Here is a 17474-nt window from a genome sequence, read left to right on the forward strand (position 1 = left end):
AAACTTTAAAGACAGATCTGTTTAAAATAATTTTGACAACACCTTGCTCAAATAAAATATATAAAGTGGGGTACTCATTTCTGGGTACCCCACTCCTATTTTTTTGTATCAGGCCATGCCCTTACGGCTTTACAGGGTATATACCGCCCGATATACACATGGCATAGGTGAGCCCTAATACCGGTGGAATATTGGGAATAGGCTGGCTACCTCCAGTGTTTGAAGTAGTGAATGAACCACCTCCGCTTACGCTTAGGTTCAATGCCATGGGCAGCTGTACCATATTGGTGGCAGGTCCATATATATTCAATTCAGCAGCATCTCCGTACTGGGTCACTGCGTTAGTATTGCCCGCCGCAAGCACCATATTGGAAGCTGCAGGGCTAGCATAAGTGGCCGGGGAAGTAGATACCTGGAAAACGCCTGTCCCCTGTAGCGTTACATTTCCGGTATGGTTGTGCGCGGGCATATTGGCCACTGCTATAGTATTTGCCTCTGCCCCATATTTTTTCGAAAACGCATAATTATTTACAAGACCAGCTCCTTGCCCATACCCGATAGGCAACCTGCCTCTCAGGTCCGGCAGGTTGAAGTTGACGGTATCGCCGCCGAACTGGTTACCGAGCAGCGAATACAACGCCTGGTACTGGTTCACAGAAAGCTGCTGCCCATTACATATCGCCCAGCCTTCGGGTACCCAGTTGAGTGCCCATAAAATGATCTGACTTAAGTAAAAATCCATTGTTCTAAGGTTTTAATTGTTAATGAAATGAATTGTTTTCATCACTAATGTAGATAGATAAGACAGCCGGTACCGGCATATGAGCCTGAGTAGCCCTTTTATGGTGATGAAAGCCCTAAACAATACCCATGGAGCAACGATCCACTAACAAATAAGAAAGAGAACTACCTCCAAAAGCAGAGACAGCACTACACCACATACAAAAGATCACAAAAAGAGTAGGCATTATACCCTGGCAAAATAGGCGCCCAGCCTGAACATCACTATGCCCAGCAGCCCGCCTATGGCATCGGCCACGGCATCCATTATCTCCATGCTGCGGCCCAGGAAGGTGAGCATACCCTGCAGGTACTCTATGAGGCAGCCCAGAAAAACAGTGATCAGTAATAGTATAAGCAGCGACCTGAAGGTATAGGCCGGCCTGGCACAGAGCCAAAGGAAGGAAAAAATGCCGAACATGAGGAAATGTGTCCATTTGTCGGCAAGGGGTACATCTACCCTGGGTATCTCGTGTGCGGGCATGAGGCACCCTATAAAAATGAGCAAGGTCCATGCTATAGCCATGAACCTTGCCTGTCTTGTATACGGAGAATCCGTTGTGAATATTCTTTTCATTTGCATTAGCCTACCAGCTGCTCATAAGCGGCCGCGTCCAGCAGTGCAGCTACGTCGGCAGTATTGTCCACTGTCATTTTTATCATCCAGCCATCGCCATAGGGGTCTTTGTTCACATTTTCGGGTGTGCCTTCCAGGCCGGCGTTCACCTCGGTAATGGTGCCGCTTACAGGCAGGTAAAGGTCCGATACCGTTTTCACGGCCTCTACCGTACCGAATATCTCGTTGGCGGCCAGCGCCTTGCCTGTGGCAGAGATATCGACGAATACTATATCGCCCAGCTCTTTCTGTGCGAAGTCGGTGATGCCTACAGTAGCGATGTTGCCCTCAAGGCGTATCCATTCGTGGTCCTTTGTGTAACGTAGATCGGCGGGAAATTGCATTGTGTATGTTTTTGCGATAAAAATAAGCGAAAAAACAATAAAAGCATAAGTGAATGACGAGAAACAGGCAGGTATAAAAGAAAAAAGCAGGAACGGCCATCGCACTGTTTCTGCGCACCGTTCCTGCTTTTGTGCGGGTGGAGGGACTCGAACCCCCATGCCGCAAAGCATCAGATCCTAAGTCTGACGTGTCTGCCAATTTCACCACACCCGCTCAGGGAGCGCAAAGGTAATGACATCTGGCCAATAAAACCACTGGCGCGTAAAAATACCGACAGCTCAAAAAAGAGCAGCCGGGCGTTGGCCCGGCTGCGAATATCTGTAATTAATGTAACTGCCTAGTAGCGGTACCTGCCGCGGTGGCGGTACGGACGTGGCCCATAATGCTTGCGGCCCCATATCTCTTTGCGCGGCTTTATCTTCTTACTGGCGCCATAGTGACGATGGGTCCTGCGCGCACCGTCCTTGGGCGACATCTTGTACGACGAGCCGGTCTCGTATCGCATTCTGCAGCCGGTCATTGCCAGCACCAGCGACATACACGCAAGGAACAGGAGTAATATTCTTTTCATCGGCAAATACATTTAGGGTGTCCGGGTTAAAGATATAAAAGTATTCCATTAAAAGAAAGCGCCTCTATATCAATGTGCCGGGCAGCTACACAGGTATGCTGCTTACTCTTCGGTCTTCTTCTTTTTGGGCGCTGCTTTCTTGGCAGGCTTCTCTGCAGGCGCTTCCTCGCCGGCACCTTCCTCTGTATCGGCCTTTTTCTTCTTGGCGGCCTTCTTGGCAGGCTTCTCTGCCGGTGCTTCTTCGGCGGCAGGCGCTTCGGCAGCTACAGGGGCGGCCTCGGCAGGCGCCTCTTCGGCAGCAGGCTCTTCGAAGTTCAGCAGGTCGTTGGCCCTCAGTATCTCGAACCATTTCAGCATCTTCTTCATATCGCTCACATACACGCGCTCTTCGTCGAATTCGGGGAATATGTTCTTGAAGTATGCCTTTATGGCGCCATTATCGTTGGTCTTTACGGCCGCAGGTGGAAATGCCGCCTCCTGTTCCATCATTTTCTGGAACACCAGTTGCAGACGCACATTGTCGCCGGTGGTATACACCTCTATGCTTTCCAGCGGCGTCACATTGTGCTGGCGCGCCGATATGAATTTGGTGGTCTTCTCTGCCACGCTGCGCACTATGGCGCCATCACTTTTGGTGGCCAGCAACTGGTACAAACCGCTAAGCCCCGTTACTGCTACTATTTCTCTGTATTCCATAATATGTTTTGAAAAGGCAGCAAAAATATCATTTTTATACTTATCAGATGTACCCCCGACCAAAAAAGTTGCCTCCCGGCCTCAAAAGGATATGGAATATTATATATTTGCGACATGATCCTCTCAGATACAAGAATACTGGAAGAAATAGCAAAGGGAACTATTGTCATAGAGCCGTTCGACAGGGCAAAGCTGGGCTCTAACTCTTACGATGTGCACCTGGGCAAATACCTGGCCATGTACAACGATACCGCGCTGGATGCACGCAAACACAACCAGATAACCCACTTCGAGATACCTGAAGAGGGCTATGTACTGCAACCCAATATACTGTACCTGGGCGTGACCATGGAATACACTGAGACACATGCACATGTACCCTTCCTGGAAGGAAAATCGTCTACCGGCAGGCTGGGTATAGACATACATGCCACTGCCGGCAAGGGCGATGTAGGCTTTTGCAACGCCTGGACACTGGAGATATCGTGCGTGCAGCCTGTGCGCATATACGCGGGCATGCCTATAGGCCAGCTCATATACTTCCCAGTAGATGGCGAGGTACAGAACAAGTACAACAATAAGGAAGGGGCAAAATACAATGGCCGCAACATGAAGCCCGTAGAGAGCATGATGTGGAAAAACAAATTCTAACCACCAGTTAATTATTGTAGATATGGCGCTGAACATGCCCACCTTTTACAAGCGTACGGGTAGCGCGATAGTATTTGGCGCCATCATGCTCACCGGCCTGCTGTGGCCGCTGGAGTGGCCCTTCCTGTGCCTGGTATGCCTCATCAATGTACTGTGCCTGCGCGACTATTTCCGCCTGATGCAGAAGATAGATAAGGAAAGCCTGTGGCCCGGCTGGCTGCCACCGGTGATACATGCACTGTCCCTCATCATCATACTCACCTTCTCGCTGCGCGGCTATGATACTGCCGAGGCCATACTGTGGGGCATCTTCCGCACGCTGCCGCTGGTGGTGCCTGTGCTGATGATGGTGTGTACCCTCTTCAAACGCACTGCGCTAATGGCGCTGATGCAGAGCATAGGCGGGCTCTTCTACATCACTCTGCCCATGATACTGCTGGTGAATATGCGCCTGCACGATATGGCACTGCCCATAGCCCTCATAGCCATGATATGGATAAACGATACCATGGCCTATATAGTGGGCTCCTTCATAGGCAAAACACCGTTCTCACCCATATCGCCAAAGAAGACGTGGGAGGGCACTGCGGGCGGCGCACTGCTGACCATAATAGCGGCGGCTGTGTATGGCTACCTTTCGCACACTTACCGTATGGTCGATTGGGTGATGCTGTCGCTGCTCACTGCCGTAGCGGGTACGCTGGGCGACCTGCTGGAATCGAAGCTGAAACGCATGGCCGATGTGAAGGACAGCGGCAATATGATGCCCGGCCACGGTGGCGCACTAGACCGCTTCGACTCGCTGATAGTGGCCGCACCCGTGGTGTTCGTTTACGTCAATTGGTTCATGTAGGGCCTATTCATCCGCCCCGGGGCGGCGGCGCATCTCTTTCTTGCGGCCTTCGCGCTTCTTGTTATCCAGCCGCGCAGCTTTCGATGCTGCAGTGGGCCGGGTGGCGGTACGCTTCTTTGGTACTACAAGGCTGCGCTTTACCAGTTCGTGCAGCTTCTTTACGGCCACATGCTTGTTCTCTAGCTGCGATCGTTTCTCGGTGCTGCGCACGGCCAGGTAGCCTTCGCTATTGATGCGGCCGGCCAACCTGGCGGCTATAAGTTCTTTTTCTTCCGGCGTGTAGAAGCGCGAGGATGCTATATGCCAAAGCACTTCTACTGCGGTCTCTACCTTGTTCACGTTCTGGCCGCCCTTGCCGCCGCTGCGCGATGTTCTGTAAACTATTTCAGAGGATAGGTCTATGTTCATGGGGTCTATCTTTTTGCGGTGCAAAGCTACCTCATGTATCAATACTGTTCATAGGTCTTGCTCATATCCACCTGCTTCCACTTGTCGCCCACCTGGTAAAAGAGGATGTACCCATTGGCCGGCTTCTTCAGCGTCAGGTCATAATCGCCGCCGGGGTTTATCCGTAGCTTGTAATCCTCATTTTCATAGTCATGCCCACCCATGGCCTGGTACCACCACCATGTGCCGTACTGGTTCAGCTTTACGCGTATGGTACTGTCGTTCAGTACCTGCGCGTGTGCGCCATCGTCGGGCGTCACCATATTGAAGGAGAGGGCATCGTATACCTTGCCTTTTATGGGCCGTTCAGGCACCAGCAGGTCGCGCATCAGCTTGTACTCGCTGGGGTCGCTGGCGCTCATCATGGGTGCGCCATGCATAGATTCAGGCATGTTCAGCAATATCACCGTTCTGTCGCCGGTCTCGGGCAGGTGGTGCAGCAGGCGGTCCACTATGCGGGCGCCCTTGCCCCAATACCTGTTCACTTGTATAGTGTAGCGCAGGTTGGCCAGCAGCAGTACCACCAGCAATGCCACGCGCACATACCGACCCCTTATGCTCCATATACCTATGGCTACCAGCATGAACAGGAAGGGTATAGTAAAATAGGTATACCTGTCATACACGATAAGCAGCAGATCGCCGAACCAGAGCGGCGTTATCAGCAGCAGCGCTATGAAGGTCCATACCCCCAACAGCAGCGCTACCTTTGCCCGTCCGCTCATTTTGCCATAGCGCAGCAGCCCCCATGCAAAGCATGATACACATCCACCATAGAACATTGTCATACCCACACCCGAATCGCAAAAGGCATAGATATTGCTGCGCAGATCGCCCATAGATGCACTGCCTATATGCCACTCTGCGGGCAGGTACCTGCCCAGCGGTAGCAGGTGAAAAAGATATTTCAGCGGTTTGCCCAGGCCGGCATCCTGCAGCGATAGCACCGTCTGCGAGCCTATACGCGACACCCAGTCGCCATAGAGCAGGCGGTACTCCAGCAGGCGCAGCGCGAACAGCAGCAGCATGGGCAGGAAAAAATATCGTGCCACACGGCCGAACATAGCCTTGCCCTGCGGCAACTGCCCCTTGTAGAACCACCCCAGCGATAGCGCCAGCCATGGCGTGATGTAGAAGACCTCCAGCGTATGGATAGAGAACAGGTAGGCCACACAGGCATACCACACATACCTGCGCTCGCCTGTATAGCAGTAGCGCTGTACCCACACCAGTACCAGCAGCAGTATGAGCAGGCCCTGCAGGTAGTGAAAAGACGGCTCCCACACCACTACCTCGCTCACATAGGGCGAAACACAGAACAGCACCACGCCTGTATAGCCTATGGGCCTGTACTGCTCTACCCCGGCATCGCGCAGCAGAGTGGCGCAGAGTATGTACAGCAGGGTAGCATTGGCAGTATGCAGGGTAATGAACAATATATGCCATGCCCACTCGCTGGCGCCGAACAGCTGGTAGTAGACCCATGTAACGAACTGTGTACCCTGGTACATGCTCACTACCTTGAAGCCCGAGCGGTTCATGTACTCCCAGAAGGGGCGGTAGCGTACCTGCTGAAGCCAGCCGGTGAAGTCGGAAACGAAGCCTGCCTTTGCCGCAGGCAGGTACAGCACGAACATAAGCGCCCACAGGCATACGAACAGCATGCCCGCCTTTACAGGCGTGATGGGAGAAGGGCTATGTGACCGCTGCTGCAAAATGGGTATGTATATACCGGCAAATATACTAATTGCGCCACGGCACACTATATACGGAAACAACTCCTCCCCTCGGGGAGGTCGGGAGGGGCTATATGCCCAGCAGCATGGCAGCTATGCTGAAGTAGATGACAAGGCCCGTCACATCTACCAGGGTGGCCACGAAGGGGGCCGAAGACGTAGCGGGATCGAGGTTGAAGCGCTTGAGGATCATAGGGATCATAGAGCCCGATAGGGTACCCCACAGCACCACACCTATCACCGATATAGATACCGTAAGACCTACCAGCACCCAGTTGAAATGCTCGCCATAGTTGTACCAGCCCAGGTACTGCCACAGCACTATGCGCACAAAGCCTATGAAACCGAGTATGATACCGAGCGTAATGCCCGACAGTATCTCGCGGCGCATCACATACCACCAGTCGCGGTAGGAAAGTTCTTTCAGAGCCATGGCGCGTATGATGAGGGTGGCCGCCTGCGAGCCCGTATTGCCCCCGCTGGATATGATGAGGGGTATGAACAACTGCAGCACTATGGCCTTTTGCAGCTCCATTTCGAAGAAGGCCATGGCCGTGGCCGTGAACAGCTCGCCTATGAACAGGATGATGAGCCATACGGCGCGCTTCTGTATCATGGTAAAGAAGCCTGTCTTCACATAGGGCAGGTCCAGCGACTCCACACCACCGAACTGCTGCATGTCTTTCGTGTCCTGCTCTTCGGCCTCGTCCATCACGTCGTCAATGGTCACCACACCCATCACCACATTGTTGTTGTTGGTCACAGGTATGGCCACACGGTCATACTCCTTGAACTTCTGTATGGCGTCCTCTATCTTGTCCTGCATGTCCAGCTTCACATAGTAGCCGTCCATTATGTCCTCTATCTTCTTGGCGGGGTCGTTCAGTACCAGCTTGCGTATGTGCAGGTCGTCCACCAGCTTGCCGTTATTGTCTACCACGAATATCACGTTGGCAGCAGGGGTATCGGTATAGAAGCGGCGTATATGCTCTATGGCCTGGCCCAGTGTCCATTCTTTGCGTACAGTGGTGAATTTTGTATTGATGAGGCGCGCCACGCTCTGCTCGGGATACCCCAGCAGGTCGTAGGTGGCCAGGCGGTTCTTGTCGTTCAGCAGGTTCAGGAACTCGGTCACCTCGACCCCGTCCAGCGACTCGAAGTAGGCGATAAGGTCGTTCGACTCCAGGGCGTTCAGTATGGCCGATATCTGAGCCTTAGGCAGCTCATCCAGTATGTTGCGCTGCAGCAGGTGGTCGAAGAAGGGGAATGTCTTTACCTGCAGGTCTTCGGGCAGGGAAAGGAAGACAGTGATGGTCTCATCATCTTCCAGCGATTGCAATAGCCGGGCTACCTCAGCAGGGTAGTCTTCATCCCCGCTGCGGTGCTGCAACACATCTGTAAGGTCGCCCTCCAGAATTCTCTCCCTCAGTTCCTCTGCCAGCATTGCCGCTCATGTGTGGTTAGATCTTGTTCCCGAATGGCCGCCCACACCTGGGCCGACCGCTTAAAAAGCATGCAAAGTTATGGTTATTATCCGTTGAGTATGTTATTTTTTCTGTACCCCTCTTATTGGGCACAAGCCATAGAATATATCTATCTGCAAATTTGACTATCTACTAATAGATAGATACATTTGCGATCACATCTTTTTACATGACCACCCGCGACACCATAATAGCCGCTGCCGATAAGTACATACGCGAAATAGGGTACAATGCCTTTAGCTATAAGGACATATCGAACAGCGTAGGTATACGAACGGCCTCCATACATTATTATTTCCCGGCCAAGAGCGACCTGGGTGTGGCCACCATACAGTATCACATGGCGCAGCTGGAGGCTATACAACAGGAACTGGCAAATGCTGCGCCGCTGGATAGGCTGCTGTGGTTCCTGCAAAACTATTCGCGCATCAACGCCGAGAACAAGGTATGCCTGGTAGGTGCGCTGTCCACCGCCTTCAATACGCTGGACGAACCCATACAGCAGGAACTAAGGCTATTTGCAGAAAGCGTACTGAACTGGATAACTGGCATACTGGCCGATGGACAAAGAGAGGGCACCTTCCATTTCGGCACTGCGCCGCGTACCAAGGCCATGATGGTGATAACTAATATGCTGGCCATAGTGCAGCTGGCACGCCTTACCGGTGCGGCCGACATAGAAAGAGTACAGAAAGCCATAATAGAAGAACTCACAAAACAAGCCATATGAGACGAGTAGTGATAACAGGTATGGGCGCAGTGACACCCATAGGCAACAATGTACAGGCCTTCTGGGCCGCCATGCTGAATAGCACCAGCGGCGCAGGCCCCATAACCCGTTTCGATGCATCGAAGTTCAAAACACGCTTTGCATGCGAGGTAAAGGAATTCGATGCACAGCACCTCTTTGAAAAGAACGATGCCCGCAAGTACGACCTTGTGACGCAATATGCCGTGGCCGCCAGTGATGAGGCCATACAGCAGGCGGGCGTCGAATTTGCCACGCTGAACCGCGACCGCATAGGCGTGATATGGGGCGGAGGCGATGGGGGTGTATCTACCTTCGAAGAGCAGCACCGGGCCTATGTGCTGGGCGATGGCACGCCCAGGTTCAACCCCTTCTTCATACCCAAACGTATAGTGAACATAGCATCGGGCGTTATATCCATTCGCCATGGGCTGCGCGGTGTCAACTATACTACGGCAGCCGCCTGCTCGGCCAGCAATACGGCCATCATAGATGCGTTCAACTACATACGCTGGGGCAAGGCCGACATGATGATAACCGGCGGAGCGGAGGCATCTATCACAGAGACATCCATAGGCGGGTTCAATGCTTCCAAGGCGCTCTCTACCTACAACGAGGACCCTGCGAAAGCGTCGCGCCCGTTCGATGTGGCTCGCGATGGCTTTGTGCTGGGCGAGGGCGCCGGCGCACTGGTGCTGGAAAGCTATGAACATGCCATGGCGCGTGGCGCACACATACTGGCAGAGGTAGTGGGCGGTGGCCTTGCGGCCGATGCGTATCACCTTACGGGCACGCACCCCGATGGCGATGGCGCCGTGCTGGGTATGCGGCTGGTGCTGGAAGAGGCAGGCATAGCCCCTCACCAGGTAGACCACATAAATGCACATGCCACATCTACCCCCACGGGCGATATAAGCGAGCTGAGAGCTATAGAGCGGGTATTTGGCAGCAATGCCAATGCCACCATAAGCGCCACAAAATCTATGACCGGCCACCTGCTGGGCGGCGCGGGCGCTATAGAGGCCATAACCTGCGTGCTATCGGTGATACACGATGTAGTGCCACCCACCATCAACACCACAGAGGTAGAGCCCGGCTATGCCGGCAAGCTGAACATATCTACAGGCGGAGCCGTGCCACGCAAAGTGATCTATGCCATCAGCAATACCTTTGGCTTTGGCGGGCACATAGCCTGCTCGGTATTCAGGAAGTTCGAGGGATAAAGACTACACTGCCACAGGCGCCTTGATGGCCGGATGGCACTGATAGTTCTCCAGCGTAAAGTCTTCGTATCTGAAGTCGAAGAGGTCCTTTACGTCCGGGTTCAGTCTCATCGTAGGCAGGGGGAAGGGGGTGCGCGTAAGCTGCAGTTTTGCCTGCTCTATATGATTGTTGTAAAGGTGCACATCGCCAAAGGTGTGTACGAACTCGCCGGGCTGCAGGCCGCACACCTGCGCCATCATCATCGTCAGCAGCGCATACGATGCTATGTTGAACGGCACCCCCAGGAACACATCGGCGCTGCGCTGGTATAGCTGGCAGGACAGCCTGCCATTGGCCACATAGAACTGGAAGAGCGCATGGCAGGGGCTGAGGCCCATACGCGGCAGGTCGGCCACGTTCCAGGCGTTCACTATCATGCGGCGACTGTCGGGGTTGGTCTTTAGCTGGTGCAGCACATCCTTTATCTGGTCGTGCGTTTTGCCATCGGCACCCGTCCAGCTGCGCCACTGGTGGCCGTATATGGGGCCCAGGTCGCCATTGGCATCGGCCCATTCGTCCCATATGCTCACACCATGCTCTTTCAGATAGGCTATATTGGTATCGCCCTTCAGGAACCACAGCAGCTCATATATGATGGACTTCAGGTGCAGCTTCTTGGTCGTCACCATAGGAAAACCCGCCTGCAGGTCGAAACGCATCTGGTAGCCAAAGCAACTGATAGTGCCCGTACCTGTACGGTCGCTCTTGGCTGCGCCGGTATCCATTATGTGTTTCAGAAGATCGAGATATGCCTGCATGATAGCAGCAAAATTAGGTAAAGTTTCACTGGTACGGGCCACCACCCTCCCGGTGAATGCATTTCGAATTTTCGGGTACCTTTATGGCAGCGACGCCCCGCGCGACCGCGCGGACATCGATCTCCCTCCCTTTCGGGGAGGGCTGGGAAGGGGCTTAATGCAAATGCACATCCCCGGCCATATAATGCAAAAGATCAGTACTATTGCGCGGCCATATGCTACCACTTACCGATACAGAGACGATAGACACCTCCAACACCCAGTTCAGGCAAGCAGTGGCATTCGTTACCAATACCCGCGAGCATCTTTTTCTCACCGGCCGGGCGGGCACCGGCAAGACCACCTTTCTGAAATATATAAAAGAGCACTGCGGCAAACAGTGCGCTGTGATAGCGCCTACAGGCGTAGCGGCCATGAATGCCGGTGGCGAGACCATACACTCCTTTCTGCAACTACCCTTCGGGCCTTTTGCCCCCGGCAGAGCGAGTGGCTTTGGCACGGGCATGGCCGAGGCACAGGATGCGCACTCGCTGCTGGCCAACCTGCGCATGAACGAGATGAAGAAAAAGCTCATTCGCCGGCTGGATCTGCTGATAATAGATGAGGTGAGCATGGTGCGCGCCGATGTGCTGGATGCCATAGACCTGGTGCTGCGCCATGTGCGCCGCGATCATACACAGCCCTTTGGCGGGGTGCAGATGGTGCTGATAGGCGACCCCTACCAGCTACCTCCTGTGGTTACCGATGAGGACCATGCCATACTGGGGCATTTCTATAATGGCCCCTACTTCTTCGACTCCTGGGTGATACGGCAATACCCGCCGGTGTATATAGAGCTGAAGAAGATATACCGGCAAAAGGAACAGACCTTCATAGACCTGCTGAACAGGGTACGAAATGGCAATGCCCTGCAAAGCGATGTGGACCTGCTGAACGAGCGCTACCGCCCCGGCACCCAGCAAGAGGAAGGCTACATAGTGCTTTGCACCCACAACCACATAGCCGACGACATCAACAAACGCGCCCTCGATGGTATAGATGCCCCCCTGCACACCTTCGAGGCCACCATCAATGGCGAGGTGAATGAGCGCAGCATACCCGGCGAGCGCCTGCTGCAACTGAAGAAGGGTGCCCAGGTGATGTTCATAAAGAACGACCTGCAAACACCGCGCCGCTACTACAATGGCAAGATAGGCAAGGTGGCCGGCATAGGCACAGGTGGTATAAAGGTATCATTTACCGACAGCAGCGAGACCGTAGAGGTACCGCTGGACACATGGCGCAGCGTACGCTATACGCTGAACAAGCAGACCGGAAATGTGGAGGAGGAAGAGCTGGGCAGTTTTACGCAGTTCCCGCTGCGGCTGGCATGGGCAGTAACGGTACACAAGAGCCAGGGGCTGACGCTTGAGAAGGCCATTGTGGACCTGAACCGCGCCTTTGCACCCGGACAGGTATATGTGGCCCTCAGCCGCTGCACATCGCTCGATGGGCTGGTGCTGCGCAGCCCGCTGGAGCTGCACAATATACTGGTAGATGAGCGTGTGATGGAGTTCTCGCAATACGAGAACGAGGAGGACGAGCTGGATGCCGTACTTGCCGAGAGCGAGCTAAAGGCAAAAGCGCTGGCATTGCAGCAGCGTTTCATGTTCGGTGCGCTGCTGGAGCTTATGGCCCAGCACCTGCCCGACCTGCAAAAGGTACGGAGCGGCCCCAAAGAACAGAACCTGGCCCTGCACGAAAAGATAACGCAACGCCTCACCGGCGCCGAGGCACATGCAGCCCTCTTTGGCAAGCAATTGCAAACCCTGCTGGCAGAGGCGAACGAAGAAAAACTGGCCGCGCGACTGGCAGCCGCAGCAGCCTACTTTGACAAGGAGGTACTTACCGCCTGCCTGCAATGGGTAGATGAGCACCTGGCCCTGCTAAGGGAATACCAGAAGGTACTGCGCCAGACCCGTATATGGATGGAAGTAAAAGAAATGCTTGTGGTAAGGCAAAAGGAGATGAGAAGCCTCTCCCCGGCCCTCTCCCTGGGAGAGGGAGGTGGCCTGTAATGTTCTTGGTCCAGAGATCATTTCTGCCCTTTTACCGTCATAAGGTAGTCCACTATCTTGGTACAGGTGGCGCTGTCTATGGGCGCGCCATATTTCTCCACCATTTTTTGCACCTCTGCCTCCCATGTCTTGCGCGGAAAGTCCGGCTGTTCGGTCACATACCGCAGAGAGTGGCATATGCCGCAGTAAGATGTGAATTCGGTCTTGCCCGGCCCATCGGGCATGGCCACCTCTTCGGGCCATATGGTCATTTGGCGCACACTGCCCTTTTGCGAGAATGTGTGCTGTGGCGTGGTCTTGTTTACCCGTTCCTCCGGCGCAGGTACATCGGCCTGGCCATTGCGGGTACAGGCATCGGCCAGCGGCAGCAGGCCGCAGAGCGCTATCAGCAGGTATGTTCTTGCCCTCATCATTGCGCCTGTACTTTTATATGCTCTATAAAGCCGCGTGCATAGCCGCTGCGGTTCCACTGCTTTTCGGGTTGGGTATTGCCCTTGCTGTCGGTAGCGCGTACTGCCAGGTCGTAGCTGCCTGTGGTGGCGGGTGTCCATTCATGCTTCCACCTGCGCCACGAGTATTTGCCTATCTCGGGGTCCATAGTGGCCGCGGCCCAGGTCTTACCCCCATCTGCCGATACCTCTACCCTGCTTATACCACTGCCGTCGTTAAAGGTCAGCCCCTCCAGTGTGTATTTCTGCCCTGCCTTTAGCGGCTCTGCCCCTGTGGGCGATACGAATATGGAGTGCAACTGCACCGTGGTGAGCGGTATGGTCTCCTTTACCAGGCTATCGGGCCTTTCTGTGCGGCCGGGGGTATTGGCTATGCGGTAGGCCTTCTCCATCCAGAAGCCTTTATACTTTTCCTTGTGCACCTCTATATTGCCCAGCGCACCCACCCAGTACGATGCGTACCAGCCCGGCACCACTAGCTTCAGCGGGTAGCCGTTCAGCATCGGTATGGGGGTGCCGTTCATCTCGTAGGCTATCAGTACCTCGCCATCGGTGGCATGGTCTATACTCAGCGACTTTGTAAAACCCGGCACACCCGGCAGCGTACCCTTGTCCATACCCGCGAACGATACATCTACAGCGCCCTTCTGTACTCCTGCCATGGCCAGTATATCCTTTACGCGCACGCCCTTCCATTTGGCATTGCCCATGGCGCCATTGCCCCACTGGCTGCCAGGCACTTTGGGGTCGAAGCTGGCGCGCGAATTGCCCGAGCATATGCACAGGGCCACCATGCTATCGGCAGGAAATTTAGTACGGAGATCGTTCATAGACAGCTCCAGCGGGTGTGCTACAGCGCCACCTATACGCAGGCGAAAGGTATCTTCGTCTATACGCCTCACTATCTCGGCCAGGTGCCAGCGCACAAAGAAGAACTCATTGGGCGTTATATCTTTTTTGAACACCTCCAGCGGGGTCTCCAGTTGCGGGGGACGGTCGGTGAGCAGGCGCATCTCTCCTTTCTCGGGATACTTCACCATGCCGGTAGCGGCAGGCATAGCATCGGTTGCGGCAGCAGATGCATTGCCCTTTTTACTGCCACAGGCAGATAAGCTAGCCGCAAGGCCCGCCACACAGAGATATGTGATGATGCGTTTCAGGAACAAGGTTAAAACACCATAAAGTAAATGATATTCCCCGACAGCAGCAAGCTGCATTATTAACGATCGGGCTGATCGGGCTCGTTAAATGACACTTAGGGATCGTTATAAATAAAATATATTAATTATTTTTACTTTATGTATATTTACGCCACTATCACAAACACACTACAATGGATACAATTTCTGAGCCTAACAGCGACCAGCTACGGCTGCGCGATGCCGAGGCCAACTACAGGGAACTCTTCGACAATGCGAACGATGCCATATATGTGCTGGATGCGCAGACAGGACGGGTACTGGATGTGAACGAACGCGCGCACCAGCTTACAGGCTTTACCCGCGCCGAGCTACTGACCGGAAATATAGCAGGCCTGGTGACCGGCCACCCCGACCAGACACTGGACAAGGCACTGGCATACATAAAAAAAGCCGCCACAGGCGAACGGCAGCGCTTTGAATGGCAGGGGACCGACAAAGCAGGCAGAGACCACTGGTACGAGGTGAACCTGAAAAAGGTGATACTGACCGGCAAAGAGCGTGTATTGGCCTTCTTTCGCGAGATAGATGACCGCAAGAAGGCCGAAGAAGAGCTGCGCGAGAGCGAGCAGCGGCTGCGCCACTCTATGGACAATATGCTGGAAGGCGTGCAGATAATAGGATACGACTGGCGCTACAAGTATGTGAACAGCGCACTGGCGGCACAGGCGCATACCACGGTCGACAAATTGCTGGGCCGAACTATGATGGAGGCATTTCCCGGCATAGAGCATACACTGGGTTTCTGGTACTACAAAAGATGCATGGAAGACCGCCTGTCGGCCCATATGGACAACGAATTCTCGTTTCCGGATGGTAGTACAGGCTGGTTCGAGCTGCGGATGGAGCCCGTACCGGAGGGCATCATCATTCTTTCTATAGATATTACAGAACGCATGAGGGCCCAGCAGGAGCTGCGCGCAATGAACCAGGACCTGGAGCTGCGTGTGCAGGAACGCACACAAATGCTAACGGCCGTGAACAGGACACTGGAGACCTTCTCCTATTCCGTATCGCACGACCTTCGCTCGCCACTGCGCATCATAGATGGGTATGCACTGCTGCTGGAGAACGAGCACAGCACCCACCTGGGCGAGGAAGGCGGAAGGCTGCTCTCGGTCATCAGGCAGAATACTACGCGTATGGGCCGCCTCATAGACGATATACTGGAATTCGCAAGGCTGGGCAAGGCCCCACTGGTAAGGACCCATGTAGATATGAACGCGCTGGCGCGCAATGTATGGCAGGAACAATATGGCATATCTGCCGGAAATGCGCGAGTGGTGATAGCCGACCTGCATACCGCCTATGCCGATAAAGGGCTTATAGAACAGGTGCTGCACAACCTGGTATCGAACGCGCTAAAGTACTCTGCAAAAAAAGATATACCAGAGGTATATATATGGTCGGAAAAGAAGGACGGGCGAACGATATACTGTGTAAAGGACAATGGCACGGGTTTCGATATGCAGTATGCCGACAAGCTCTTTACCGTATTTCAGCGCCTGCACAAGACATCGGAATACAAAGGCTCGGGCGTGGGGCTGGCCATAGCCGAGAGTATAATCATAAAGCACGATGGGCGCATCTGGGCCGATTCCATACCCGGCGAGGGCGCAAAATTCTGTTTCTCGCTGCCCGATGAGGGGGCAACGATACCAGAGGCGGTAAAGTGAGGGGATGCGATGGCACCGCAAATATGATATAAGACAGGGTGTGAGTAGCTGCCCGCACGCTAATACGCGCGCAATACCTGCACCCGCTATATCCTATATTTAGCAGCTGTCGCATTCCTCACATTATCCTCGCTTACAACTTCAGAGCCTGTGCGAGATCTATTCATGGTACTTATTATGAGCATTATTTTGGAGCGAAACGAGGCGAATTTTGCAGGCATAGCCTGTCCTATGACGAAAAAGTCAACGAAGTTGCAGCCCAAAATGATCTATATGAAGGCCAATTAATAGATCTCAGACAGGCTCAAACTTTTACCATTTCCTTATAACTGCCGAACCGCATGTATTTCATTATATTTGCCCACCCTTACGGGGAGTACCCATGCGCAGCATATTCATAAAGGAAATAAACTCTTTCTTCAGCTCCATAGTGGGCTATGTGGTGTTGCTGGTGTTCCTGGTGGCGTGCAGCCTCTTCCTGTGGATCATCCCCAACTACAGCATACTGGAATACGGCTATGCATCTATGGAGCGTTTCTTTGAGATAGCCCCCTGGCTGCTGTTCCTGCTGGTACCGGCCGTTACCATGCGCTCCTTTGCCGATGAGTTCCGCACCGGCAATATAGAGTGGCTCTCTACCAAGCCCCTCACCGACCTGGATATAATACTGGGCAAATACTTTGCTACCATAGCGCTCATAGTGTTCGCACTACTGCCTACGGTCATATATGTGTATACCATACACAACCTCTCCTATTCGGGCGTAGGTATCGATACCGGCGCCATCATAGGTTCGTATATAGGGCTTTTCTTCCTTGCTGCCACTTTTGGTGCGGTAGGTATCTTCTGCTCTTCCCTCACATCCAACCAGGTAGTGAGCTTCCTCTTCGCCCTGCTGGCCTGCTATGTACTTTATACAGGCTTCGAGCAATTGAGCAAGCTGCCCAAATTCTCTGAGGGTATCGATTACTACCTGAGCATGGTGGGTATGGAATTCCACTACAACTCCATCAGTCGTGGTCTTATCGACTCGCGCGATGTCATCTATTTTCTGTCAGTTATCATTTTTTTCATAGCGCTCACCCGTTTCTCGCTATCGTCGCGCACAGGCGGCACCGGCGGGCGGCTGGGCTAGCGCGGTCAGC

18 protein-coding genes and 1 tRNA gene are annotated in these 17474 nt (G+C 53.7%); 7 read left to right on the forward strand and 12 right to left on the reverse strand.

Translation table 11 applies throughout. From position 1 onward, the window contains the following. Positions 1–121: 121 nt before the first annotated feature. The 6 genes from ABD843_RS06605 to ABD843_RS06630 form a co-directional block, all read right to left on the reverse strand. The gene (locus tag ABD843_RS06605) at positions 122–742 is read right to left on the reverse strand and encodes a phage tail protein (protein WP_345080374.1); all 621 of its coding nucleotides are present in this window, start codon (positions 740–742) and stop codon (positions 122–124) included. Between the two features lie 225 nt (positions 743–967). Beyond that, on the reverse strand, positions 968–1357 hold the full coding sequence (locus tag ABD843_RS06610) for a VanZ family protein (protein ID WP_345080376.1): 390 nt from the start codon (positions 1355–1357) through the stop codon (positions 968–970). A 5-nt stretch (positions 1358–1362) separates the two neighbouring features. Continuing rightward, positions 1363–1740: a glycine cleavage system protein GcvH gene (gene gcvH / locus ABD843_RS06615; protein ID WP_345080379.1), complete on the reverse strand. Its 378-nt coding sequence runs from the start codon at positions 1738–1740 to the stop codon at positions 1363–1365. Positions 1741–1872: 132 nt separating this feature from the next. Continuing rightward, positions 1873–1954: transfer RNA gene (locus ABD843_RS06620), tRNA-Leu, on the reverse strand. A gap of 124 nt (positions 1955–2078) precedes the next feature. Continuing rightward, a complete protein-coding gene (locus tag ABD843_RS06625) occupies positions 2079–2312 on the reverse strand; it encodes a hypothetical protein (protein ID WP_345080382.1) in 234 nt (77 codons plus the stop codon). A gap of 102 nt (positions 2313–2414) precedes the next feature. Next, positions 2415–3008 carry a DUF5606 family protein gene (locus ABD843_RS06630; RefSeq protein ID WP_345080385.1) on the reverse strand — a complete coding sequence of 198 codons (594 nt, stop codon included), beginning with the start codon at positions 3006–3008 and terminating at the stop codon, positions 2415–2417. Positions 3009–3122: 114 nt separating this feature from the next. On the opposite strand from ABD843_RS06630, the gene dcd reads away from it, so the two are divergent. Both dcd and ABD843_RS06640 read left to right on the forward strand, forming a co-directional pair. Then, a complete protein-coding gene (gene dcd, locus ABD843_RS06635) occupies positions 3123–3659 on the forward strand; it encodes a dCTP deaminase (protein WP_345080388.1) in 537 nt (178 codons plus the stop codon). 22 nt (positions 3660–3681) lie between these two features. Further along, positions 3682–4512, forward strand: a complete 831-nt coding sequence (locus tag ABD843_RS06640; protein ID WP_345080391.1) for a phosphatidate cytidylyltransferase — start codon at positions 3682–3684, stop codon at positions 4510–4512. A gap of 3 nt (positions 4513–4515) precedes the next feature. Here the strand turns inward: ABD843_RS06640 and arfB are convergent, their stop codons facing one another. From arfB to mgtE, 3 genes are all read right to left on the reverse strand, one after another. Next, positions 4516–4962 (reverse strand): alternative ribosome rescue aminoacyl-tRNA hydrolase ArfB, encoded by a 447-nt coding sequence (gene arfB / locus ABD843_RS06645; protein ID WP_425575682.1) that lies wholly within the window; start codon positions 4960–4962, stop codon positions 4516–4518. Continuing rightward, positions 4959–6674, reverse strand: a complete 1716-nt coding sequence (locus ABD843_RS06650; protein ID WP_345080394.1) for a hypothetical protein — start codon at positions 6672–6674, stop codon at positions 4959–4961. Before ABD843_RS06650 ends, arfB begins: the two co-directional genes overlap by 4 nt. Before the next feature lie 91 nt (positions 6675–6765). Further along, positions 6766–8139, reverse strand: coding sequence for a magnesium transporter (mgtE, locus tag ABD843_RS06655; RefSeq protein WP_345080397.1), 1374 nt, complete (start codon positions 8137–8139; stop codon positions 6766–6768). A 209-nt stretch (positions 8140–8348) separates the two neighbouring features. Between mgtE and ABD843_RS06660 the strand changes: the two genes are divergently transcribed. Together ABD843_RS06660 and fabF are read left to right on the forward strand one after the other, a co-directional pair. After that, complete coding sequence (locus tag ABD843_RS06660; protein WP_345080400.1) at positions 8349–8909, forward strand: TetR/AcrR family transcriptional regulator; 561 nt, start codon at positions 8349–8351, stop codon at positions 8907–8909. Then, entirely contained in the window at positions 8906–10150 is a 1245-nt protein-coding gene (gene fabF, locus ABD843_RS06665) for a beta-ketoacyl-ACP synthase II (RefSeq protein WP_345080403.1), read from the forward strand. The genes ABD843_RS06660 and fabF overlap by 4 nt, the downstream gene beginning before the upstream one ends. Before the next feature lie 3 nt (positions 10151–10153). On the opposite strand, the gene ABD843_RS06670 is transcribed toward fabF, so the two are convergent. After that, entirely contained in the window at positions 10154–10948 is a 795-nt protein-coding gene (locus ABD843_RS06670; RefSeq protein WP_345080406.1) for a thymidylate synthase, read from the reverse strand. Between the two features lie 215 nt (positions 10949–11163). Between ABD843_RS06670 and ABD843_RS06675 the strand changes: the two genes are divergently transcribed. Next, positions 11164–13005, forward strand: coding sequence for an ATP-dependent DNA helicase (locus ABD843_RS06675; RefSeq protein ID WP_345080409.1), 1842 nt, complete (start codon positions 11164–11166; stop codon positions 13003–13005). A gap of 17 nt (positions 13006–13022) precedes the next feature. Here the strand turns inward: ABD843_RS06675 and ABD843_RS06680 are convergent, their stop codons facing one another. Continuing rightward, positions 13023–13418 (reverse strand): hypothetical protein, encoded by a 396-nt coding sequence (locus ABD843_RS06680; RefSeq protein ID WP_345080412.1) that lies wholly within the window; start codon positions 13416–13418, stop codon positions 13023–13025. Further along, positions 13415–14620, reverse strand: a complete 1206-nt coding sequence (locus ABD843_RS06685; protein WP_345080415.1) for a molybdopterin-dependent oxidoreductase — start codon at positions 14618–14620, stop codon at positions 13415–13417. Before ABD843_RS06685 ends, ABD843_RS06680 begins: the two co-directional genes overlap by 4 nt. Before the next feature lie 167 nt (positions 14621–14787). Here ABD843_RS06685 and ABD843_RS06690 point away from each other — a divergent pair, with 167 nt between their 5' ends. Further along, positions 14788–16329, forward strand: a complete 1542-nt coding sequence (locus ABD843_RS06690; RefSeq protein ID WP_345080418.1) for a sensor histidine kinase — start codon at positions 14788–14790, stop codon at positions 16327–16329. A gap of 382 nt (positions 16330–16711) precedes the next feature. Next, positions 16712–17464 carry a gliding motility-associated ABC transporter permease subunit GldF gene (gldF, locus tag ABD843_RS06695; protein WP_345080421.1) on the forward strand — a complete coding sequence of 251 codons (753 nt, stop codon included), beginning with the start codon at positions 16712–16714 and terminating at the stop codon, positions 17462–17464. The last annotated feature ends 10 nt before the right edge of the window (positions 17465–17474 follow it).

It is taken from the genome of Nemorincola caseinilytica (genome assembly GCF_039540515.1).
Taxonomy (GTDB): Bacteria; Bacteroidota; Bacteroidia; order Chitinophagales; family Chitinophagaceae; genus Nemorincola; species Nemorincola caseinilytica.